This is a genomic window from Microbacterium hanjuni (genome assembly GCF_043556395.1).
Taxonomy (GTDB): domain Bacteria; phylum Actinomycetota; class Actinomycetes; order Actinomycetales; family Microbacteriaceae; genus Microbacterium.
In genome coordinates this window covers 14,002-34,416 of the sequence record NZ_JBIGIK010000001.1, presented here as the reverse complement: position 1 = coordinate 34,416, position 20,415 = coordinate 14,002, and the positions used below count along the sequence as shown (strand labels likewise).

General features: G+C 69.6%; 21 protein-coding genes and 1 tRNA gene. 5 read left to right on the top strand and 17 right to left on the bottom strand.

The genetic code is table 11. The features are described 5' to 3' along the window. Positions 1 to 2 precede the first annotated feature (2 nt). Genes ACFXP5_RS00175 through ACFXP5_RS00165 form a run of 3 tightly spaced genes read right to left on the bottom strand, consistent with a single transcriptional unit; the run spans position 3 to position 2,458 of the window. The gene (locus ACFXP5_RS00175; protein WP_394543010.1) at positions 3 to 929 is read right to left on the bottom strand and encodes a L,D-transpeptidase; all 927 of its coding nucleotides are present in this window, start codon (positions 927 to 929) and stop codon (positions 3 to 5) included. 60 nt (positions 930 to 989) lie between these two features. Then, complete coding sequence (locus ACFXP5_RS00170; protein ID WP_394543009.1) at positions 990 to 2,012, bottom strand: NADPH:quinone reductase; 1,023 nt, start codon at positions 2,010 to 2,012, stop codon at positions 990 to 992. Then, positions 2,009 to 2,458: a ribosomal maturation YjgA family protein gene (locus ACFXP5_RS00165; protein WP_394543008.1), complete on the bottom strand. Its 450-nt coding sequence runs from the start codon at positions 2,456 to 2,458 to the stop codon at positions 2,009 to 2,011. The genes ACFXP5_RS00170 and ACFXP5_RS00165 overlap by 4 nt, the downstream gene beginning before the upstream one ends. Before the next feature lie 93 nt (positions 2,459 to 2,551). Between ACFXP5_RS00165 and ACFXP5_RS00160 the strand changes: the two genes are divergently transcribed. Further along, positions 2,552 to 4,303: a DEAD/DEAH box helicase gene (locus tag ACFXP5_RS00160; RefSeq protein ID WP_394525966.1), complete on the top strand. Its 1,752-nt coding sequence runs from the start codon at positions 2,552 to 2,554 to the stop codon at positions 4,301 to 4,303. A gap of 1 nt (position 4,304) precedes the next feature. On the opposite strand, the gene ACFXP5_RS00155 is transcribed toward ACFXP5_RS00160, so the two are convergent. The 3 genes from ACFXP5_RS00155 to ACFXP5_RS00145 all read right to left on the bottom strand — a co-directional run bounded on the left by ACFXP5_RS00155 (position 4,305) and on the right by ACFXP5_RS00145 (position 7,575). Next, positions 4,305 to 5,228 carry a lipase family alpha/beta hydrolase gene (locus ACFXP5_RS00155; protein WP_394543007.1) on the bottom strand — a complete coding sequence of 308 codons (924 nt, stop codon included), beginning with the start codon at positions 5,226 to 5,228 and terminating at the stop codon, positions 4,305 to 4,307. A 48-nt stretch (positions 5,229 to 5,276) separates the two neighbouring features. Then, on the bottom strand, positions 5,277 to 6,296 hold the full coding sequence (locus ACFXP5_RS00150) for an aldo/keto reductase (protein WP_394543006.1): 1,020 nt from the start codon (positions 6,294 to 6,296) through the stop codon (positions 5,277 to 5,279). Positions 6,297 to 6,459: 163 nt separating this feature from the next. Beyond that, positions 6,460 to 7,575, bottom strand: coding sequence for an AraC family transcriptional regulator (locus ACFXP5_RS00145; protein WP_394543005.1), 1,116 nt, complete (start codon positions 7,573 to 7,575; stop codon positions 6,460 to 6,462). On the opposite strand from ACFXP5_RS00145, the gene ACFXP5_RS00140 reads away from it, so the two are divergent. Together ACFXP5_RS00140 and ACFXP5_RS00135 are read left to right on the top strand one after the other, a co-directional pair. Next, positions 7,495 to 8,244, top strand: a complete 750-nt coding sequence (locus ACFXP5_RS00140) for an SDR family NAD(P)-dependent oxidoreductase (protein WP_394543004.1) — start codon at positions 7,495 to 7,497, stop codon at positions 8,242 to 8,244. The genes ACFXP5_RS00145 and ACFXP5_RS00140 overlap by 81 nt on opposite strands. 137 nt (positions 8,245 to 8,381) lie before the next feature. Further along, entirely contained in the window at positions 8,382 to 9,119 is a 738-nt protein-coding gene (locus tag ACFXP5_RS00135) for an SDR family oxidoreductase (protein WP_394543003.1), read from the top strand. Between the two features lie 36 nt (positions 9,120 to 9,155). On the opposite strand, the gene ACFXP5_RS00130 is transcribed toward ACFXP5_RS00135, so the two are convergent. From ACFXP5_RS00130 to ACFXP5_RS00120, 3 genes are all read right to left on the bottom strand, one after another. Then, on the bottom strand, positions 9,156 to 9,641 hold the full coding sequence (locus tag ACFXP5_RS00130; protein WP_394543002.1) for a GNAT family N-acetyltransferase: 486 nt from the start codon (positions 9,639 to 9,641) through the stop codon (positions 9,156 to 9,158). Positions 9,642 to 9,841: 200 nt separating this feature from the next. After that, positions 9,842 to 9,915: transfer RNA gene (locus ACFXP5_RS00125), tRNA-Pro, on the bottom strand. Positions 9,916 to 9,941: 26 nt separating this feature from the next. After that, positions 9,942 to 11,129 carry a low temperature requirement protein A gene (locus ACFXP5_RS00120; protein WP_394543001.1) on the bottom strand — a complete coding sequence of 396 codons (1,188 nt, stop codon included), beginning with the start codon at positions 11,127 to 11,129 and terminating at the stop codon, positions 9,942 to 9,944. 53 nt (positions 11,130 to 11,182) lie between these two features. Between ACFXP5_RS00120 and ACFXP5_RS00115 the strand changes: the two genes are divergently transcribed. Both ACFXP5_RS00115 and ACFXP5_RS00110 read left to right on the top strand, forming a co-directional pair. Beyond that, complete coding sequence (locus tag ACFXP5_RS00115) at positions 11,183 to 11,887, top strand: lysoplasmalogenase family protein (RefSeq protein ID WP_394543000.1); 705 nt, start codon at positions 11,183 to 11,185, stop codon at positions 11,885 to 11,887. Then, a complete protein-coding gene (locus ACFXP5_RS00110) occupies positions 11,884 to 12,255 on the top strand; it encodes an RNA-binding S4 domain-containing protein (RefSeq protein WP_394525950.1) in 372 nt (123 codons plus the stop codon). Before ACFXP5_RS00115 ends, ACFXP5_RS00110 begins: the two co-directional genes overlap by 4 nt. 596 nt (positions 12,256 to 12,851) lie before the next feature. On the opposite strand, the gene ACFXP5_RS00105 is transcribed toward ACFXP5_RS00110, so the two are convergent. The 8 genes from ACFXP5_RS00105 to ACFXP5_RS00070 form a co-directional block, all read right to left on the bottom strand. After that, on the bottom strand, positions 12,852 to 13,751 hold the full coding sequence (locus tag ACFXP5_RS00105) for an NUDIX domain-containing protein (RefSeq protein WP_394542999.1): 900 nt from the start codon (positions 13,749 to 13,751) through the stop codon (positions 12,852 to 12,854). Between the two features lie 125 nt (positions 13,752 to 13,876). Next, the gene (gene der, locus ACFXP5_RS00100; RefSeq protein WP_394525947.1) at positions 13,877 to 15,400 is read right to left on the bottom strand and encodes a ribosome biogenesis GTPase Der; all 1,524 of its coding nucleotides are present in this window, start codon (positions 15,398 to 15,400) and stop codon (positions 13,877 to 13,879) included. After that, on the bottom strand, positions 15,390 to 16,091 hold the full coding sequence (cmk, locus tag ACFXP5_RS00095; protein ID WP_394525945.1) for a (d)CMP kinase: 702 nt from the start codon (positions 16,089 to 16,091) through the stop codon (positions 15,390 to 15,392). Before cmk ends, der begins: the two co-directional genes overlap by 11 nt. Next, positions 16,088 to 17,218 (bottom strand): prephenate dehydrogenase, encoded by a 1,131-nt coding sequence (locus tag ACFXP5_RS00090; protein WP_394542998.1) that lies wholly within the window; start codon positions 17,216 to 17,218, stop codon positions 16,088 to 16,090. Before ACFXP5_RS00090 ends, cmk begins: the two co-directional genes overlap by 4 nt. A gap of 39 nt (positions 17,219 to 17,257) precedes the next feature. Continuing rightward, a complete protein-coding gene (locus ACFXP5_RS00085) occupies positions 17,258 to 18,088 on the bottom strand; it encodes a pseudouridine synthase (protein WP_394542997.1) in 831 nt (276 codons plus the stop codon). Next, positions 18,085 to 18,678 (bottom strand): SMC-Scp complex subunit ScpB, encoded by a 594-nt coding sequence (gene scpB / locus ACFXP5_RS00080; RefSeq protein ID WP_394542996.1) that lies wholly within the window; start codon positions 18,676 to 18,678, stop codon positions 18,085 to 18,087. Before scpB ends, ACFXP5_RS00085 begins: the two co-directional genes overlap by 4 nt. Continuing rightward, positions 18,668 to 19,543 (bottom strand): segregation and condensation protein A, encoded by an 876-nt coding sequence (locus tag ACFXP5_RS00075; protein WP_394542995.1) that lies wholly within the window; start codon positions 19,541 to 19,543, stop codon positions 18,668 to 18,670. The genes scpB and ACFXP5_RS00075 overlap by 11 nt, the downstream gene beginning before the upstream one ends. Continuing rightward, positions 19,479 to 20,366, bottom strand: coding sequence for a ParA family protein (locus ACFXP5_RS00070; protein WP_394525939.1), 888 nt, complete (start codon positions 20,364 to 20,366; stop codon positions 19,479 to 19,481). The genes ACFXP5_RS00075 and ACFXP5_RS00070 overlap by 65 nt, the downstream gene beginning before the upstream one ends. Positions 20,367 to 20,415 lie beyond the last annotated feature (49 nt).

The window sequence follows — 20,415 nt, the reverse complement described above, 5'->3', positions numbered from 1 at the left end:
GGTCAGCGGATCTGCACCGGTGTGCCGACGGGCAGCTGGGCGAGCCGGTCGATCGCCTCCGGGCCAAGGCGCAAGCATCCGTTCGAGATGTCACCCGAGCGGGCGTCGTGATAGTGGAACGCGGTGACGGCGACGGTGGCTCCCCCGAAGCCGTCGAGTGTCGGCGACTGCACCCCCAGGTACACCAGGGGGTGTCCTCGCGTGTACGCGAACGACGGTTCGGCGCGCACCAGCATCACGAAGGTGCGCCCGACCGGAGTGGGCGTGCCGGAGGCACCCGAGCCGAAGTCGTCCGCGACGCGTTCGCTCGTGCCGTCCGTGTGGGCGATGTCGATCGTGCGCGCCGCGAGGTCCACCACCACCGTGGAGTCCGCTCGGGAGAACTCGACGTCCTGCACGCGCAACCAGCCGGTGAGCTGGCCGGGATCGCCGGTCGAGGGTGTGGCTTCGCGACCTGCCAGCAGGACACGCACCCACGAGTCCTGCCGCTCGATCACCGGCACGGTCGTGCCGTCGTACGGGGCGTCGCGGGCAAGGAACGCGACGGGCGCGGCGGTCGGGTCGGCGAAGACCGGGATGCGGTCGGCCACCGCGCGGACGAGATCACCGGTGAACCCGCCCTGCGGGTCGTCGTCGACGGCGAGTGCGGGGATGACCGAGTACACCTCCGCCTCCGGCAGAGCGTCGAGGGGGTACGCGGTGGTGTTGGCAGCGAATCCCGTCGGCGTGGGCGTCGGGGTGGGCGTGGGTGTCGGGGTGGGTGTGGCCGTCACTGTCGCCGCGGGCGAAGCGGCTTCGGTCGCGGCCGGCTGCTGCGACGACACCGCCCACCAGACCCCGACACCGACCACGAGCACGACCGCCAGGATCGCGGCGACCCAGACTCCCGACCGCCGGCGCGGGCGCGGGCGAGCAGAGTCGGAGGTCATGTACTCATCGTCCGGATCCCGCCGCACTCACGCAAGGCGGCCGGCACCCACGAGGCCATCTCAGTCGTCTTCGGCGACGCGGATGAGCACTTTTCCGGTGACACCCGATTCGACGGCGTCGTGGGCCTGGGCCGTCTCGTCGAGGGGGAACCAGACGAGCGGCAGCCCGGCCTCCTCACCGACCGGGAGAGCGCCGTCCTTCAGCGCCTGGGTGATGTCGCCGGCCGCCGTCGCCAGGGCGTGGTCGCCGACCGTGTAGAGCAACAGGCCCTGGAGGCGCACGTTCTTGGCGAAGGCCGGGCGCACGTCGGCGGTGAAGGTGTCGCCACCGTTGTCCGCGTAGTAGGCGATCGAGCCGTGGTTCGCGATCACGGCCAGGTCGAGGGAGGCGTTCTGGGCGATCGAGACCTCCACGATCTGATCGACCCCGCCGGGCACGATCTTTCCGATCTCGGCGGCGACGTCCTGGGTGCGGTAATCGATGACGTGGCGGGCCCCGGCTGCGCGGGCGAGCGCGGCCTTCTCGGGCGAGCTCACGGTGGTGATGACGGTGGCGCCCGCCCAGGTGGCGAGCTGGATCGCCGCGTGACCGACGGCTCCGGCGCCACCGGCGACGAGCACGACGCGGTCATCGAGAGCGCCCGGCCCGAGGCGGGCGGGTCCGTTCTCGTGAACCGTCAGCGCGCGGTGAGCGGTGATCGCCGGCACACCGAGGCTCGCGCCGACCTCGAACCCCACGCCCTCCGGCAGGCGCACCACGTGGGCGGCCGGGACCACCGTGTACTCCTGGGCGGTACCGGTCGGACGCTTGTCCGCGGCGAGGTACACCCAGACCCGATCGCCGATCGAGAATCCGCCGACGCCCGAGCCGATGGCATCCACCACCCCCGCACCGTCCTGGTTCGGAACGACCTCGGGGAAGTCCATGGGGGCGTCGCCCGCGCGGGCCTTCCAATCGGTCGGGTTGACACCCGACACGATCACCTTGACCCGCACTTCCCCGGCACCGGGCTCGCGCACCGGACGATCGACGGCGGACAGGACGGACGAGGCACCGCGGTGCGTGTAGACGATCGCTTTCATGATGGATCCAACCCTTCCACGGCGGACGACATTCCGGAACGACGGCGCACGAGCCCGTCGACGAGACCGGCCACACCGATGGCGGCGACGTACACCACGAGGTCGCGGGCGGAGAAGCCGGAACCGAGCACGAGCGCGGCCGGCGCGAAAGCCGCGCCGAGCTGTCGGGGCAGGCCGGTCAACTGGAAAAGCTCGACCGCCACGCACCACACCGACGCGATGACCACGAGCGTCGACCGACGCGCGGCCGGTGCGAGCACGACCAGTCCCGTGTAGATCGCGACGGCGTACAGGGCATCACCGGCGATATCGGTGGCGGTCGAGGCGGGACCGGCGCCGTGGAGGAAGAGGCCGACGGCCACCAGGGCGGCCAGAGCGACGAGAGCCCACAGTCGCCGGCGGGTCCTGCCTCGTGGCGGCATTCCGACGGGTGGACGGGCGAACATGCGACCACTATCGCAGTGCCGGCGGGGCCTTTCCTGGGGCCCTCGGCACGGCAGCGCTCCCGACCCGAGCCCAGGGGGCGGTACCGTTGGAGGATGACGACGATCGAGCCCGAAGCACCCGTAGAAGTAGACGTGGTGGAGGACCAGGTGTCCTTCGCCGACCTGGGGCTCGATGCACCGGTACTGAAAGCCCTGAAGGATGTCGGCTACGAGACACCCTCCGCGATCCAGGCCGCGACCATTCCGCCGCTGCTCGCCGGGCGTGACGTGATCGGCATGGCGCAGACCGGTACCGGCAAGACGGCGGCCTTCGCGCTGCCGATCCTCTCGCAGCTCGACGTCGCGCAGTCCACGCCGCAGGCGCTCGTCCTGGCTCCCACCCGCGAGCTCGCCCTCCAGGTGTGCGAGGCCTTCGAACGTTACGCCTCGCACCTTCGCGGTGTTCGCGTGCTCCCCATCTACGGCGGCCAGGGGTACGGCACTCAGCTGTCGGCGCTCCGCCGCGGCGTGCACATCGTCGTCGGCACGCCGGGTCGCATCATGGATCACCTCGAGAAGAAGACCCTCGATCTCTCCCAGCTCAAGTTCCTCGTGCTCGACGAGGCCGACGAGATGCTGAAGATGGGCTTCGCGGAGGACGTGGAGACGATCCTCGCCGACACGCCCTCCGACAAGCAGGTCGCGCTGTTCTCGGCGACCATGCCGTCGCAGATCCGTCGTATCTCACAGCAATACCTGCGCGACCCCGAAGAGATCACCGTCAAGAACAAGACGGCCACGAGCTCGACGATCACCCAGCGCTACCTGGTCGTGTCGTACCCGCAGAAGGTCGACGCGCTCACCCGCATCCTCGAGGTCGAGAACTTCGAGGGCATGATCGTCTTCGTCCGCACGAAGAACGAGACCGAGACGCTCGCCGAGAAGCTGCGCGCCCGCGGATACACCGCGGCGGCGATCAGCGGTGACGTCGCACAGGCTCAGCGTGAGAAGACGGTCAACCAGCTGAAGTCGGGGAAGCTCGACATCCTCGTCGCGACCGACGTCGCCGCCCGCGGTCTCGACGTCGACCGCATCAGCCACGTCGTCAACTTCGACCTGCCCATCGACACCGAGTCGTACGTGCACCGCATCGGCCGCACCGGTCGCGCCGGTCGCACCGGCGACGCGATCAGCTTCGTCACCCCCCGTGAGAAGCGGATGCTGGCCAACATCGAGCGGGCGACGCGACAGCCCCTGACCCAGATGCAGCTGCCCAGCGTCGACGACGTGAACGCGACGCGCCTCACCCGCTTCGACGACGCGATCACCGCGGCCCTCGAGCAGACCGACCGCATCGAGCGTTTCCGCGACATCATCGCGCACTACGTCGAGCACCACGACATCCCCGAGACCGACGTCGCCGCAGCGCTCGCCGTGGTCTCGCAGGGCGAGACGCCACTGCTGCTGGATCCCGCCGCCGAGCGCACCGAGCGCTTCGATCGCGACCGTCCGGCACGGGACGGCGCAAGCGGATCGAGCGAGGGCGGAGACCGTCCCGAACGGCGCCGCCGCCCCAGCGCATCGGGCCTGGTCAAGTACCGCCTCGCCGTCGGACGCCGGCACAAGGTGGAGCCGCGTCAGATCGTGGGCGCGCTCGCGAACGAGGGCGGACTCAGCCGGGAAGACTTCGGGCAGATCGACATCCGCCCCGACTTCTCGCTCGTCGAGCTGCCGGCCAACCTGCCCGACGACGTGCTCGACCGCCTGAGCGGAACCCGCATCGGCGGCAAGCTCATCGAGCTGCGTCCCGACACCGGCGCGCCCGGTGGCCGCCGCGACCGCGAGCGCCAGCCCCGCTCGTACTGAGTCAGCCCCCGGGCTGCAGGCGCCCGACGGATGCTGCGACCGCGGCGAGCACCTCGGGATCCCACGTGAGCGCCCGCTCCCAGGGGAGCCCTGCCGCGTCGGCGAAGAAGATGCTGTGCACGTCGGGAACGACGAGAAGCTCCGCATTCGGCAGCGCCGCGGCGGGAACATCGTGCGCCGAAGCGCTGCGGAGGGCGACGAGCCCATCGTGAGGCCACAGCGCGGCCGGCTCGTCGAACGCTCGGAAGTGGTCTCCCGCGATGACCGTGACGGGGATCGCGTCGAGCACGCCCGCCTGGCGGGAGTTCCATCCCTCGGCACCGCCGAGGTAACCGACCGAGACCTCGTCGGCGGCGCCCTGCGAGTTGGCGCGCGCGTACTGCTCCGACTCGGTGAGCACCCCCGTTGTGAACGGGTCGCCGTGCGCATCGCCGAGCCCGATAGCGCCGGTGAGATAGTCCCCGAGCAGCGCGCCGGTCCACGGCGTCCCCAGGGTAACGAGCCCGCGGACGGCAACCGTGGCTGACGGGGAGGCGTTCAGGGTGCGGATGGCCGAGCGGGAGAAGAGTCCCCCCATGGAATGCGCGACGAGCGCAGCATCCGTCACCCCGTATTGATCCGCCAGGTAGCCGAGGAACGCGGCCAGGGTCGCGCCGGCCTGATCAATGTCTCCGACGGCGTTGATGGTGAGATCGGCCGGGAGGACCCGCGGCACGTCGGTGAAACCCTGCCAGCCGAGGTCATCGATGACCGTTCCCGGACCCATCCGGGCGGGCGCCGTGAAGACGCGGAACCCTTCATCGAGGAGATGCGCGCGGAGGGCGGTGACGGAGTTGCCTGCCGCGAGCCCGCTTCTCGCCGCCTCTTCAGGCGTCGTGAACGGGGTGACCGCTGCGCCACCGGAGACGAGCACCACGTCGATCATCGAAGGACCCCCACGGCGCTCATCCTCGCAGACGGGCGGTCGGGCGTCCTACCCTCGGCGGCGCGCTGCGGGCAGCAGTTCGTGGGCGCCGTAGCTGTTGTCATCGGGGTTGAGGGTGACACCGGGGGCCACGAGCTCGTCGATCCTGTCCAGCACCTCCGCCGGGAGAGCGATGTCGGCGGCGGGCAGGTAGGACTCGAGTTGCTCCATCGTGCGGGGCCCGACGATCGCGGAGGTCACTCCGGGGTGGTTGATCGCGAACGCGATCGCCAACTCGATCAGCGTCATGTCGTTTGCCTCGGCGAGCTGCGCCAACTCTTCGACGACGTCGAGTTTGCGCTGGTTGTCGGGGCTGCTCATGTCGAACCGGGCGCTCGGCCGCGCCGAGGACGTCGGCGTGCCTGCGGCGTCTTTACGCCACCTACCGGACAACCATCCCCCAGCCAGCGGGCTGTAGACCAGGGTGCCCATGCCGTAGCGCAGCGCGGTGGGGAGGACGTCTTCCTCGATGCCGCGAACCAGGATCGAGTACGGCGGTTGCTCGGTCACGAACCGTTCGAGATTGCGCCGCTGCGACGCCCATTGAGCTTCGACGATCTGGGATCCGGAGAACGACGACGACCCGATGTAGCGGATCTTGCCCTGGTGGACGAGGTCGCTCAGCGCCCCGAGGGTTTCTTCGATGTCCACGGCGGGGTCGGGCCGGTGCACCTGGTACAGATCGATCCAGTCGGTACCGAGTCGGCGAAGGGAGTTCTCGACCTCCTGGATGATCCACCGTCGAGAGCCGCCCCGGTGGTTCGGACCGTCGTCCATGGGCATGAAGAACTTGGTCGCCAGCACGACGTCGTCGCGGCGTCCGGCGAGGGCCTTCCCGGTGATCTCCTCCGAGACGCCCTTCGAATACACGTCGGCCGTATCGACGAAGTTGATGCCGGCGTCGAGGGCGCGGTGGATGATGCGGATGCTGTCCGCCTCGTCCTGGTTGCCCCAGGGGCCGAACATCATGGTTCCGAGGCACAGGGGGCTGACCTGGACGCCGGTGCGTCCGAGCGGGCGGTAATCCATCAGGCGATCTCCTTGTTTCCGGGCGCGAGTTCGTGACCGGTCATGCTTCGACGCTAGATCGGTGGTCGCCGCTCGGGGAGGGGCTGTCGTAACCCCCTTTCACCGTGGACGCGATAAAACCGGCCTGGATGGTCGCTCGCTGACCCCCCTACGGGAGTCATGGTCAGGGGGTTTCCTGGCGAACTCTCGTTCGATAGGTCAGTGGCGACTCGCCGACGTGTCGTTTGAAAGCGGAACTGAAGGCGCTTTCTGAGGAGTATCCGAGGGTGAAGGCCAGTGCGCCGACCCGGGTATCGCTCCCGCGGAGTTCGCGTTGCGCGAGCAGCATGCGCCAGTTGATCAGGTAGGCCAGCGGCGGGGTTCCGGCGACATCGCGGAAGCGTTGCGCGAACGTGGTGCGCGACATCGACGACGCATGGGCGAGATCTTCCAAACTCCAGCTCTTCGCCGGCTGTTCATGGATGAGCGCCAGGGCGGGGCGGAGCCGCTCGTCGGTGAGAGCCTTCAACCATCCGGCGGGCATATCGGGATCTTGGATGAACCCGCGGATGATGTCGAGGACGAGCAGCTGCCCGTACTGGCGGATCGCGAAGTCCGCTCCGATCCGACGCGCCACGATCTCCGAGAATAACCGTTGCACGTGCCCGCGCAGGTGGGGTCCGACGGCACTGGATGCTCCGACGTGCACGACGGGAGGCAGGGTGCGCAGAAGGAGTTCTTTGCCGGTCGGATTCAGATCGACTCGCCCCCCGATCAGGATGTCGACATCCGCTGCGTCACTATCAGCTTCGTCGATCCTCGACCCCGCGGAGGGCGGCTCGACGATCACGGGCTCGCCGAGCCCCTCGCCGCCGTCGAGGGTCAGCCAGGATCGCCCATTCAGCACCGCGACATCGCCGGGGCCGAGCACGATCGGCCTGTCCTCTCCGTCTGTGGCGAGGGTGGCGCGACCCCGGACGACGGCGATGAATTTGAGGTCGTCGTCGATGACGCTGTGGGTGCGCCACCGACCGCGAACTGCGGAACCACCGGACACCACGCTGCGCACTTCGATGAGATCGAGAACTTCGGAGAGTCGATCAACGGCCATATTCGGACTATAGAGCATGAAAAACGGACTTCGCGTTATTCCAAATACGACCGACGGGCGGCAGGCTGGTTCTACGGCCCGGAGTTCCCGGTCCGTGGAAGGAAGATCGTGCACAACACCCCCGTAGCTCTGGTCACCGGAGCCAATACCGGAATCGGCCTTCAGGTCGCGAAAGATCTCGCCGGTCACGGGTTCGCCGTTCTCCTCGGCTCCCGTGATCTTGATCGCGGTCTCCTCGCCGCGGAGGAGGTCGAGGGCGAGGCGACCGCTCTACAGCTGGATGTCACCGACGCGGACTCCATCGCCGCTGCGGCCGATCGGGTGCGCTCCGAGTTCGGCCGGCTGGATGTGCTTGTCAACAACGCCGGAGTGTCGTTCCTCGGCGACCCGAGCACCCCGTTGGAAGACCGGGCGAAATCCGGGCGGCTCACTGAGGTGCCCATCGACGTTGTGCGTCGCATGTTCGAGACCAACGTGATCGGCCCGATCGCGGTGACCCAGGCCCTGCTGCCGCTTCTGCTGGAGGCACCGGCGGCGCAGATCGTGAACGTCGGCAGTTCCGGAAGCTCGCTGACGCTGACAGCAGACCCGTCGAACCCGCACCGGTCGATGTTCGGGATCTACCCGACGACGAAATCAGCATTGCACGCGGCCACTCTCGGCTTCGCTACCGCGCTCGAGCCGACCGGCATCAAGGTGAACATCGCCGACCCCGGCTTCACGGCCACCGCACTGAACAACTTCCAAGGAACGAAAACGGTGGAAGAGGGCGCCCGGCACATTGTCGCAACGGCTCTCGCCGGCCCGGACGGACCCACGGGCACTTTCTCCGGCGATGACGGCCCGCTGCCTTGGTAGCACCGCGAGCACGGGGGCGCAGTCTGGCGCTGACCGTGTGCTCCTCCCCTCCTCGCCTGAACCCCCTGCCGCCTGCACCCGCAGACGCATCACTCGAAACTCGCCGCACACAGCGTGCGGTGTGAAAGGACACCACTATGACTGACCACATGATCGCCCTCGTCACCGGAGGTAACAAAGGCATCGGCCGCGAGATCGCCGCGCAACTGGCACAGCTCGGCCACACCGTCATCATCGGCGCACGCAGTCTCGAGCGTGGTGAGCAGACCGCCGCAGAGCTCCGCGCCGCCGGCGGTTCGGTCACCGCCGTCGCGCTCGATGTCACCGACCCCGCCTCTGTCGCGGCGGCCGCCGAAAGAGTCGGCGCCGAATACGGACACCTGGATGCGCTGATCAACAATGCCGGTATCAGCCACCAGCCTGGCGCCGACTTCGCGGGCCAGCTGCCTCGCACCGCGGACGTGGACCACGTCCGCTACGTGTTCGAGACGAACGTGTTCGGTGTCATCACCGTGACCAGCGCATTCCTGCCGCTCCTGCGCCGATCCGACTCGCCCCGGATCGTGAACGTTTCCAGCAGCGCCGGTTCCCTCGCCGCCATCTCGGACTTCAGCAACACCGACCCGATCGCGCTCGGCTACGTCCCGTCCAAAACCGCGCTGACCGCGGTGACCATGATGTACGCCCGGGACCTCTTCTCCGACCACATCCTCGTCAACGCCGTGTGCCCCGGCTTCGTCGCCACGGACCTCAACGGGCACCGGGGGCTCTCCACCCCTGCCGAAGGTGCCCGCTCAGCAGTGGCCATGGCCACAATCCCCGCCGACGGGCCGACCGGCACGTTCACCGACGTCGACGGCCCGGTCGCCTGGTGACACCCCAGCGGCACTCTGGCAGCACGCATCCGCGTGTTACCGGGGTGCCGGGCCGAGTGACTTCGAGTACCAGCGGTCGGAGTACGGCCCGTCGTTGAATGCCTCGACTCGCGCGAATCCGAGCCGCTCGTACAGAGCGCACGCTTCTTTCAGCTGGGCGCGCGTATCCAATCGGAGGGTGCTGATGCCCCGGTCCCGACAGGCCTGTTCGACAGCTCGGAGCAGCTCACCGCCTGCGCCCTTGCCCCGCTGGCCGGGCAGCGTGAACACTTTCGTCAACTCCGCGACACCGTGGACGAAGCGAGCGCCCGCGCAAGCGATCGCGCGGTCGCCCGACGTCGCGATGAAGAAGACGCCCGTGTCTCCGTTCAGGTCGTCGTACGGCTCGTCGCGCAATGCGGCCGCCACTTCACCGGGTGTCGCCGCACGCCCGTGCCATCGCGAAGCGACGTCCGTCAGGTATGCCCGGACGAGGGAGTCAGCGATGGCTGAGCCGGGGCGCGCGGTCTCGATCGTGAACATGACGAGCAAGCCTAGATGCCGAAGGCCACGGCTCTCTGACGATCGGGCGCGTCAACCGAACCTCCGGGCCGTCCGCTCAGCAACGATCGCCTCGACTCCGTGGTCTGCTTGGCTGCCGCCGGCGGCGTGGGCCCGCCTGAACCTGCCCTCGGTGAACGAGAAACGGGCCGGCCTTTCGGCCGACCCTTTTCCGCGTTCCGTCGGGATGACAGGATTCGAACCTGCGACCCCTTGACCCCCAGTCAAGTGCGCTACCAAGCTGCGCCACATCCCGGAACTGCCCGCGCGCGGACAACTCCCCTATCCTACCCGCTCCCCCACCGCGCCGCGAACGCGTGCCGTCTTGTCCACCTCGAGCGCGATGACCACCCCGATCAGCACGACCGCCGCAGCGGCGTACGCGCCCACTGGAAGCAATGCCGCCATGGCGACCAGCGCCACGGCCATGAGCACGACGATCGACACCTGCCTCGACACCTGGCCGCGCAACAGCACCGCCCAGACCACCGCGAGGAACACCGCGACCGGCAGGGTCAGGGCGAGTCCGGCGACAGCATCCGACACCTCCGTGTGCCCGGTCAGCTCGTCGATCTCGACTTCCACCCCCGCCGACACCGCGCCGACCGCCGCGAAGATCGGGTAGTGCGAGTAGCCGAAGGCGAACCCGCGCTGCGCTCTCGCGAGGGTTTCGTGCTGTTCGCGGGCGTAGTAGATCCACCAGATCGCCGCGGTGATGATGAGTCCGGATGCTGCCAACCACAGCAGATCGGCAAGATGCTCGCCCGTGGCGAGGGCGTCGATGAGGGCATTCGAGGAGGCGAGCAGACTCTCGCCGAGCAGGAGCAGGGTGAACAGCCCGAAGCGCTCGGCGATGTGATGCGGGTGCCAGGGAGTGCGCCCCCGCGCTTCGGCGAAGATCGGCACGGCGATCTCTGCAGCCATCAGCGCGAAGAGCGCCCAGAGCTGGAGGTCGGCGTCGAGCGCGAGGCGCGCGACCCACAGCACCTGCACCACGGCGATGCCGGAGCCGAACCGCAGGGCGGTGGGACGATAGGCGGGATCGGAGATCGCCAGACGCACCCACTGCGCGACCATGGCCAGGCGCATGATGACGTACCCGAACGTGACCACGGTGTAGTCGAAGTCCACCATCGCGGCCTGAACTCCCGCGGCGAGCACGAGCACGCCCGCCATCTGCAGGATCGTGGTCACCCGATAGAGCCAGTCGTCGGTGTCGAAGGCCGAGGCGAACCAGGTGAAATTCATCCACGCCCACCACACGGCGAAGAACACCATCAGGTAGGCGAGCACGCCCTGTCCGACGTGGTCTTCGCTGATGAGGTGATGCAGGGTGCTGGATGCTTGCGAGATGGCCACCACGAAGGTGAGGTCGAACAGCAGCTCGAGCGGGCTGGACACCCGCGTCGGCTCGTTCGCATCGCGCGCAATCATGCGCCGCAGTCCCGTTCGCGAGATGACGTCGTTCACGACTCGATTATGTCGGGAGTCCCGCGCGCCCGTCCGCCTACGATGGAGCGGACATGGACGGACACCGAGCGGTCACCCTGCCCGCTGGGGTGTGGGGCTTTGCGCCGTACGCGCTCCTCTCGCTCGTGCACGTCGTGGCCCTCGCCGGCTCAGCGGACGCGGTGGCGGGTCCGACGAAGCTCCTGCTGATGCCGGCTCTCGCGCTCGGCGTCTTGTGGGCGGGTCGTGGCTCGGCGTGGGGAGCACCGTTCTCCCTGCTCTTCGTCGCGATCGCCTTCTCCTGGTTGGGTGACGGCGCGGCGACGTTCTTCCCGTTCGCGCCGGAATTGCCGGTGATGCTCGGATGCTTCGGGCTCGCCCACCTGGCATACATCTGGTTGTTCGTCCGACAGCTGTCGACGCGCCGCTTTCCCGCGTGGACGCTCGTCTATGCGTTGTGGTGGGTCGTGCTGCTGGCCGTCTTGTGGCCCCGACTCGGTTCGCTCGCCATCGCGGTCGCCGTCTACGGCGTCGTGCTGGCGGGGACGGCGGCGACCGCGGCCCGCACCAACCCGGTGGTCACGGTCGGAGCCGCGTTCTTCCTGGCCTCCGACACCCTGCTGGCCTTCCGGCTGTTCGCCCCCGAGGCGATGCCGCCGTGGACGAGCCCCCTCGTCATGCTCACCTACACGCTCGGTCAGGGATTGATCGCGGCGGGCGTCGTGCGCGCCGCCCGCTCGGGCGCGCTGCGCGGATCGCGCCCGGCGGTGGCCTCGTGAGCGCGGCGGGCGCCGCGCGTGTGGACGCCTGGCTCTGGGCGGTGCGCGTTTACAAGACCCGGTCCCTCGCCACCGCCGCGTGCCGTGCAGGGCACGTGCGCGTCAACGGCGACCGGGTGAAGGCGTCGCAGCCGGTGCGCCCGGGCGACGAGCTCCGCGTCCGCGTCGCCGGGTTCGACCGGATCCTCGTGGTGCGCGAGACGATCGTGAAGCGGGTCGGGGCAGTGCAGGCGGCGGCGGCCGCGGAGGACAAGACCCCGCCGCCTCCCCCGCGCGAGAGCACCCCGTTCGTGCCGCAGCGCGACCGCGGCGCCGGACGCCCCACGAAGCGGGACCGCCGCGACATCGAACGCCTCCGCGGCCGCTGAAGCCTGCAGCATCCGTTCTCCTTGCCAACCCCGAAGGAGAATCGGCCGAGCGGAGGATGAACCCGTCGGCGATTCTCCTCCTGCGGACCGAAACTCCTCTGTCCGGCTGCAGGAGGCTCGACCGTCCCCGCCGCGGGCGTCCACCCCCCTCGGCGGACACAACTCCTCCAAGTCATGCCGCGGGAGCCGGTTCTGGGGGGGGTAAGCCCGATTCGGCAGCGGTGTGGAGGAGTTGTGTACGGGCAAGCCGGCTGACCGCCCCGCGGGCGGGTGGAGTAGATCCGCCCAACGTGCGGAGACGCCACCCCCGCCGGCGGACACAACTCCTCCAATTCCCCCCGCGGGAGCCGGTTCCGGGGGGATTCGGCCCGATCCAGCAGCAGGATGGAGGAGTTGTGTACGGGCGAGCCGGATGACCGCCCGCGGGCGGGTGGGGTAGATCTGCCCAACGTGCGGAGACACCTCCCCCGCCGGCGGTCACAACTCCTCCAATTCCCCCCGCGGGAGCCGATTCCGGGAGGTTTCCACCCGACCCGGCAGCAGAGTGGAGGAGTTGTGTACGGGCGAGCCGGATGACCGCCCGCGGGCGGGTGGAGTCAGGCGAGCAGGTCGAGCAGCCAGCCCGCGCCGCGAACCGTGGCGCCGAGCGCGCGCACCCGGTCGGCGAGCTCCCGGTCGCTCGTGACGACGATGGCCGAGGCGGGGTCGGTGAGAGCAGCCGTCTGCGCCACGATCTCGTCGTCTCCGGATGCGGGCGCCCGGGCGATCTGCACGCCCGGAACGGCGGCATCCACCCCGGCCGCCTGCCCCTCGACGACCGCGACGAACGGTGGGAACCAACGGGTGCCGCCCAGCTCCAGCGCGGCCGCGGGCACTCCCTCGACCGCGAGCCCGCCGAGGCGGGAGAGGAGGCGCTCGGCTGCGCCGGCGCGGTCGCGCCACCATCCGTCGGGCACCGCGCCCATCACGTTCGCGACGTCGACCACGATCACGGGTCGCATCGGCAGCAGCGGCCGCAACAGCATCCAGGACGCCGCGAACCCGGGGTGCAAGGGCAGGTGGTCGACCTCGTCGACAGGCACCCACGCCAGAGCCCGGCTCTCGGGGTCGCTGATGACCGGCTCGAAGGGCACGGTGACGTCGCCGACGAGCGTCGCGTAGGTCCAGACGTTCAGGTCGAGCACGCTCTCGAAGCGGACGGCGATCGAGGCGGCGGGGACGCCGGCCTCTTCGCCCGACTCGCGGAGGGCGCCGTCGCTCGCAGACTCGCCCTCATGTCGTGCGCCACCCGGCAGCGCCCAGGTGTCGCCGAAGTGGCTCCACGACACGCGATGCTGCAGCAGCACCCCACGAACGGGGTCGAGCGCGAGCAACCCGGCGGCGCCGAAACGCCCCCAGTACTTCTCCCCCGACGGTGCGATCACCCAGGCGTCGCCGGGATCGCGCGGCCCCTGCGGGCGGCGCGGCTCACCGGCGGCGGGCGGCTCGATCGTCACCGTTCCAGCCTGTCACACCCAGGAACGCGTCGAGCGTGCACCGAACCGCCGAGAGGGCACCGAATCGGCGGCAGAGCCCGGCGAAGGGCGGCAGAGCCCGGCGAAGCCCGGCGGCGCAGCGCGGGTCAGCGCTGGCGACGCTCGCGCACGCGCATGTTGAGCACGATCGGGCTTCCCTCGAAGCCGTAGATCTCCCGTAGGCGACGCTGGATGAAGCGGCGGTACCCGGGGTCGAGGAAGCCGGTCGTGAACAGCACGAACGTCGGCGGGCGCGTCGAGGCCTGCGTGCCGAACAGGATGCGCGGCTGCTTGCCCCCGCGAAGCGGGTGCGGGTGCTCGGCCACGAGTTCGGACAGGAAGGCGTTGAACTTTCCCGTCGGGATGCGCTGATCCCACGACGCCAGCGCCACTTCCAGCGCCGGCACGAGCTTCTCGAGGTGACGCCCGGTGCGCGCGGAGATGTTGACCCGCGGAGCCCACGCGACGTGGGCGAGATCCTGCTCGATCTCGCGCTCGAGGTATCGGCGGCGTTCGGCGTTCTCCAACTCGGGGGTCGTCAGCAGGTCCCACTTGTTGAAGGCGAGCACGAGCGCCCGGCCCGACTCGAGCACGAGGTCGATGATGCGCACGTCCTGCTCGCTGAGCGGCTGCGACACGTCGAGCACCACGACGGCGACCTCCGCCTTCTCCAGCGCGGCCGAGGTGCGGAGGGACGCGTAGAAGTCGGCGCCCTGCTGCAGGTGCACGCGACGGCGGATGCCGGCGGTGTCGACGAAACGCCAGAGACGCCCGCCCAGCTCGACGATCTCGTCGACGGGATCGCGGGTGGTTCCGGCGAGCTCGTTGACGACGACCCGCTCTTCGCCGGCGGCCTTGTTCAGCAGCGACGACTTGCCGACGTTCGGTCGGCCGAGGATCGCGACGCGACGGGGTCCGCCGATCTCCTGTTCGGCGACGGCGGACACGGCGGGCAGCACCTTCATGACGGCGTCGAGCAGGTCGGCGACACCGCGGCCGTGGATCGCCGACACCGGGTGGGGCTCGCCGAGACCGAGGTTCCAGAGTGCAGCCGCCTCGGACTCGTGCCGCGCGTCATCGACCTTGTTGGCCACGAGGAAGACCGGCTTGCCGCTGCGGCGCAGCAGCTTCACGACGTGCTCGTCGGTGGAGGTCGCCCCGACCATGGCGTCGACCACGAACAGCACGACGTCGCACAGTTCGATCGCGATCTCCGCTTGCGCGGCGACCGAGCGGTCGATGCCGCGCGCGTCGGGCTCCCAGCCGCCCGTGTCGACCAGCGTGAAGCGGCGATCGGCCCACTCGGCCTTGTACGTGACGCGGTCGCGGGTGACGCCGGGGGTGTCTTCGACGACGGCCTCGCGGCGACCGAGGATGCGGTTCACCAGAGCGGACTTTCCGACGTTCGGTCGGCCGACGATCGCGACGACCGGCAGCGCGGGGAGGTAGAAGATGCCGTCCTCGTCGGCGGTGATGCCGGCGAGCAGTTCGGCGTCCTCGGGATCGAGGTCGAACTCTTCGAGGCTCGAGCGGAGGGCCGCTGCGCGCTGTTCGGCGAGCTCCTCGTCCAGCTGCGCCATCTTCTCAGCGAGCTGGTCGGGCCCGCCTACGTACTCGTCTTCATCGCCCATGGTGGGCTCCTATCCTCTGGTCGATGACTTCGAGGACGGCATCGACCGTCTGCTCGAAGTCCAAGTGTGTGGAGTCGACGACGCTCACGCCATCGGCTGCGGTGAGAAAATCGACGACGGTCGAATCGGATGCATCGCGCCGGCGCAGTGCATCGGCCACGGCGCCGGCATCCTGGCCTTCCAACTCGGCACTCCGGCGCGCGGCACGGACGGCGGGGTCGGCGGTGAGGAGGATGCGGACGGGAGCGTCGGGGGCGACGACCGTCGTGATGTCGCGTCCCTCCACCACCACGCCGGGCCTGGTGGACTCGGCGATCAGCGAACGGAAGAGCCCGTTGAGACCCTCACGGACGGCCGACACCCGCGCGACCCCGCTCACCGCGGCGGTGACGTGCGGCTCGCGGATCGCGGTGGTGACGTCGATGTCGTCGACGCGGATCGCGACGACCTCGGGGTCGAGCGAGACGGCGGTGTGGAAGTCGGTGAAGAGCGCCTGCACCGCGGCGGGCACGGTGGTGTCGACGTCGTGCTGCAGCGCCGACCACGCGAGGGCGCGGTAAACAGCCCCGGTGTCGAGGTAGCCGTAGCCGAGACGGCGGGCCACCGCCGTGGAAACGCTCGACTTGCCGCTACCGGCGGGACCATCGATCGCGACGACCACCGGCTCGTCGCCGGTCGTGGACTCAGTCATGAAGAGGTGCTCGCAATCCGCCATCCGCGCGCCTGCAGACCCTCGGAGGCTCGGTGGACGGCGTCGGGGACGACGCTGATCTCGGCGAGGCCGATGGGCGCGCCGGGAGAGTGCTCGAGGCGCAGATCCTCGACGTTCACGCCGATCTCGCCCAGCTCGCCGAAAAGTCGGCCGAGCTGTCCGGGGGTGTCGTCCACCATCACGACGAGCGTCTCGAAACGACGGTTCTGCCCGTGCTTGCCCGGAAGGCGATCGACACCGTCGTTGCCCCGACGGATCGTGTCGGCGAGGGTGCGACGGGCTCCGGGGGCGTCGGGCGCGCGCAGGGCGCCGACGACTTCGGTCAGGTCGGTTGCGAGCGTTTCGAGCACGTCGACCACGGGGGCGGCATTGGCCCCGAGGATCTGCACCCACAGTTCCGGAGCCGACGCCGCGATGCGCGTCGTGTCGCGCACGCCCTGACCGGCCAGGCGCAGGGAGCCGTCGGATGCATCGACGAATCGGCCGGCCAGCAGACTTGCGACCAGTTGGGGAACGTGGGAGGTCAGCGCGACGGAGCGATCGTGCTCTTCGGGGCTCATCTCGATCGGGGTCGCACCCAGGTCGAGCGCGAGGGCCTCGACGAGGGCGAGATCGTCGGCGGAGGTCTCCTCGTCGCGGCACACCACCCAGGGCCGGCCGACGAAGATGTCGGCGCGCGCCGAGATGGCGCCGCCTCGTTCTCGTCCGGCGAGCGGGTGGGAGCCGATGTAGCGAGTGAGGTCGACGCCCCGCTCGCGGAGCGTGCGGAGGGGTTCGAGCTTCACGCTCGCGACGTCGGTCACCACGGCGTCCGGAAACGCCGCCAGTTCGCGCGCGATGACGTCGGCGGTGACATCGGGCGGCACGGCGACGACGATCAGCGTCGGCGCATCATCCGGGCCCGCCGGGCGACCCGCGCCGTAGTCCACAGCGAGGCGCAGCTGCGCGGGCGAGGTGTCATCGAGCACCACGTCCACGCCGACGGCCCGCAGCGCGTGACCGACGCTCGCACCGAGAAGGCCCGCACCGACCACGCGCACCGTGCCGCGCACGCGCGCCGGCAACGGCGTCGCCGAACGCGCCGATGGGGCGATCAGATCGGTCAAGGAATCTCCAGGTAGCCGGCGCGGTAGGCGCGACCATCCTCACTCAGTGGGCGAGGCCTCGGTCGGGGAGCCGGTGTCGGGGCCCGTTTCCGGGGAGTCGCGACGCGACAGCGTGAGAAGGGCGCCCCGCTCTACCTTAGTCAATTCGCGGGCACGACCGACGGGGAGCGTTCCCAGGGTCAGCGGGCCGAACCGCCGGCGCACCAGCTCGACGACGGGGTGGCCGACCTCGGCCATCAGGCGCCGCACGATGCGGTTGCGGCCGGAGTGCAGGGTCAATTCCACGATGCTCGAGCCATCGGACTCGTCCAGCAACCGCGCCTTGTCGGCGGCGATCGGGCCGTCCTCGAGCTCGACGCCGCGGGTGAGGCGGGCGATGGTCTGCGGCGTGACCCGGCCGGTGACCTTCGCGATGTAGAGCTTGTCGACCCCGAACGAGGGGTGGGCGAGCACGTGCGCGAGGTCGCCGTCGTTGGTGAGGATGAGCAGCCCGCTCGTGTCCGCATCGAGACGCCCGACGTTGAAGAGCCGCTCCGGCCACTCGGTCGTGTACTGCTGCAGATCAGGGCGTCCCCGCTCGTCGCTCATCGTGCTCACGACGCCCGTGGGTTTGTTGAGCATGACGTAGCGCTTCGTCGCATCCAATTGAATGGCCACGCCGTCGACGTCGACGAGGTCGGTCTCGGGGTCGATCCGGCGGCCGAGCTCGGTGACCACGATGCCGTTCACACGCACCCGGCCCTCGACGATCATGTCTTCGCTGACCCGCCGTGACGCGACGCCGGCGGCGGAGAGCACTTTCTGCAAGCGGATGCCGTCGTGGAGGACACCTGGATCGGTCGTGCCGTTGTCTGCTGTGGGGTCGCTCATCGGACCACCTCTCTGTCGAAGCCGTCGAAGCCGTCCGAACCGTCGTCGAGGAGCGGCGCGATGCGCGGCAGCTCGTCGAGGGAGTTGATGCCGAGGTTCACCAGCAACGCGTCGGTCGTGCCGTAGTGGATCGCGCCCGTCTCGGGGTCGGCGAAAGCTTCGGCGATGAGTCCACGCCCGAGCAGGGTGCGCACCACGGAGTCGACGTTGACCGCCCGGATGGCGGCGACCTGGCCGCGGGTGACGGGCTGCTTGTACGCGATCACCGCGAGCGTCTCGAGCGCGGCCTGCGACAGCCGCGACGGCGCTTGGGTGTTGACGAACTCCGACACGAGGTCGTCGTGTTCCGCCCGCACGTACAGCCGCCAGCCCCCGCCGACCTCGCGCAACTCGAAACCGCGCCGAGGACCCGCGCCCCGGCCGTCGTAGTCGTCGACGAGTGTCTCGACGGCCTGGCGCACCGCGGCCACGGGCGCGGCAACGGCCGCGGCGAGGCTCACGAGACTCTGCGGCTCCTCGATCACGAGCAGGATCGCTTCCAGCCGGCGGGCGACGTCCGAGACGGCGGAAGGAGTGGGGTCATCGGTCATAGTCGGCTCCCAGGGCGGCGAGGTTCTCATCCGACCAGCGTTCGGCGCTCCAGCGCAGGGTGAGCTCACCGAGCGGTTCCAGCTGCTCGAAGGTGAGGGCGGCGTGGCGATACAGCTCGAGCACGGAGAGGAACCGTGCCACCACGACCCCCGGCTGAGCGACCCCGGCGATGAGGTCACGGAAGGTCAGGGTGCCGGCGCTGCGCAGCAAGGTGACCACGACCGCGGCCTGTTCGCGGATGCTGACGAGCGGGGCGTGCAGATGATCGAGCCCGACCGTCGGGATCTCGCGCGGGGAGAACGCGAGTACGGCGAGCGCGGCGAAGTCCTCGAGGCTCAGCGTCCAGACGAGTTCGGGGACCGCGGCGCGGTACTTCTCGTCGAGGCGCACCGCGCGGACGTGCCGGCGGTCCTCCCCCTGCAGGCGCGACGCGAACCAGCCCGACGCCTCCTTGAAGGCGCGGTACTGCAGCAGGCGCGCGAACAGCAGGTCGCGCGCCTCGAGCAGCGCGACCGACTCCGCATCGACGAGCTCTCCCTGCGGGAGGAGGCCCGCGACCTTCATGTCGAGCAAGGTCGCCGCCACAACGAGGAACTCGGATGCCTCGTCGAGATCGCCGTCGGGCCCGAGGGCGCGCAGGTACGCGATGAATTCGTCGGTCACCTGACTGAGCGAGACCTCGGTGATGTCGAGTTCATGCTTGGAGATGAGCGTCAGCAACAGGTCGAAGGGTCCGTCGAAAACGCTCAGTGAGACGCGGAACCCCGCAGCATCCGCGTCCTGCGCCCCGATCGGAGCGTCAGGCGACAGCGCCACGGGCGACCAGTTCCCGCGCCAGACGCAGGTAGGCCTGGGCCGCGGCATGCTCGGGCGCGAATTCGGTGATGGGCATCCCCGACACCGAGGCGTCGGGGAACTTCACCGTTCGTCCGATGACGGTCTCCAGTACGTCGTCACCGAAGGCGTCGACGACGCGCTCGAGCACCTCGCGGGAGTGCAGGGTGCGAGGGTCGTACATCGTGGCGAGCACACCGTCGAGGGTGATCGAGGGGTTGAGCCGGTCGCGCACCTTGTCGATCGTCTCGATCAGGAGGGCCACACCGCGGAGGGCGAAGAACTCGCACTCGAGCGGGATGACGACACCGTGGCTCGCCGTCAGGGCGTTGACGGTCAACAGGCCCAGCGAGGGCTGGCAGTCGATGAGGATGACGTCGTAGTCGGCCGTGACCTTGCGCAGCACCCGGGCCAGGATCGACTCCCGGGCCACCTCATTGACCAGGTGGACCTCGGCCGCGGAGAGGTCGATGTTGGCCGGGATGATGTCGAGGCCCTCGACCCGCGTGGGCACGATGACGTCGTACGGGTCACGCTTGGTGTCCAGCAGCAGATCGTAGATCGTGGGGGCGTCGTGCGTCTGAATGCCGAGCCCGGCCGAGAGGGCGCCCTGCGGATCGAAGTCGATCGCGAGCACCTTCCGCCCGTACTGGGCGAGAGCGGCCGCCAGGTTGATGGTCGTGGTCGTCTTGCCGACCCCGCCCTTCTGGTTGCACAGCGCGATGATGCGCGCCGGGCCATGGCTGTCGAGCTTCGGGGGCGTCGCGAAACCGTGATACGGGCGCCCGGTGGGTCCGAGGGTGACCTCGTCGCCGCCGGCTTTCGCCGATCCCTTCGCTGCGCTAACCGCCACGGACTCTCCTGCCTTCGCTGCCGTCCGCTCGATCTTACCGACGTGCCGG

Coding starts and splice junctions, on each gene's coding strand:
- ACFXP5_RS00170 (WP_394543009.1), bottom strand. CDS start 2,012: ATGAAAGCGATCGTCTACACGCACCGCGGTGCCTCGTCCGTCCTGTCC.
- ACFXP5_RS00135 (WP_394543003.1), top strand. CDS start 8,382: ATGACTGACCACATGATCGCCCTCGTCACCGGAGGTAACAAAGGCATC.
- ACFXP5_RS00085 (WP_394542997.1), bottom strand. CDS start 18,088: ATGAGCGACCCCACAGCAGACAACGGCACGACCGATCCAGGTGTCCTC.
- ACFXP5_RS00075 (WP_394542995.1), bottom strand. CDS start 19,543: ATGCCGCGGCCCAGGCCTACCTGCGTCTGGCGCGGGAACTGGTCGCCC.
- cmk (WP_394525945.1), bottom strand. CDS start 16,091: ATGACTGAGTCCACGACCGGCGACGAGCCGGTGGTCGTCGCGATCGAT.
- ACFXP5_RS00150 (WP_394543006.1), bottom strand. CDS start 6,296: ATGGATTACCGCCCGCTCGGACGCACCGGCGTCCAGGTCAGCCCCCTG.
- ACFXP5_RS00155 (WP_394543007.1), bottom strand. CDS start 5,228: ATGATCGACGTGGTGCTCGTCTCCGGTGGCGCAGCGGTCACCCCGTTC.
- der (WP_394525947.1), bottom strand. CDS start 15,400: ATGGGCGATGAAGACGAGTACGTAGGCGGGCCCGACCAGCTCGCTGAG.
- scpB (WP_394542996.1), bottom strand. CDS start 18,678: ATGACCGATGACCCCACTCCTTCCGCCGTCTCGGACGTCGCCCGCCGG.
- ACFXP5_RS00130 (WP_394543002.1), bottom strand. CDS start 9,641: ATGTTCACGATCGAGACCGCGCGCCCCGGCTCAGCCATCGCTGACTCC.
- ACFXP5_RS00160 (WP_394525966.1), top strand. CDS start 2,552: ATGACGACGATCGAGCCCGAAGCACCCGTAGAAGTAGACGTGGTGGAG.
- ACFXP5_RS00165 (WP_394543008.1), bottom strand. CDS start 2,458: ATGTTCGCCCGTCCACCCGTCGGAATGCCGCCACGAGGCAGGACCCGC.
- ACFXP5_RS00175 (WP_394543010.1), bottom strand. CDS start 929: ATGACCTCCGACTCTGCTCGCCCGCGCCCGCGCCGGCGGTCGGGAGTC.
- ACFXP5_RS00115 (WP_394543000.1), top strand. CDS start 11,183: ATGGACGGACACCGAGCGGTCACCCTGCCCGCTGGGGTGTGGGGCTTT.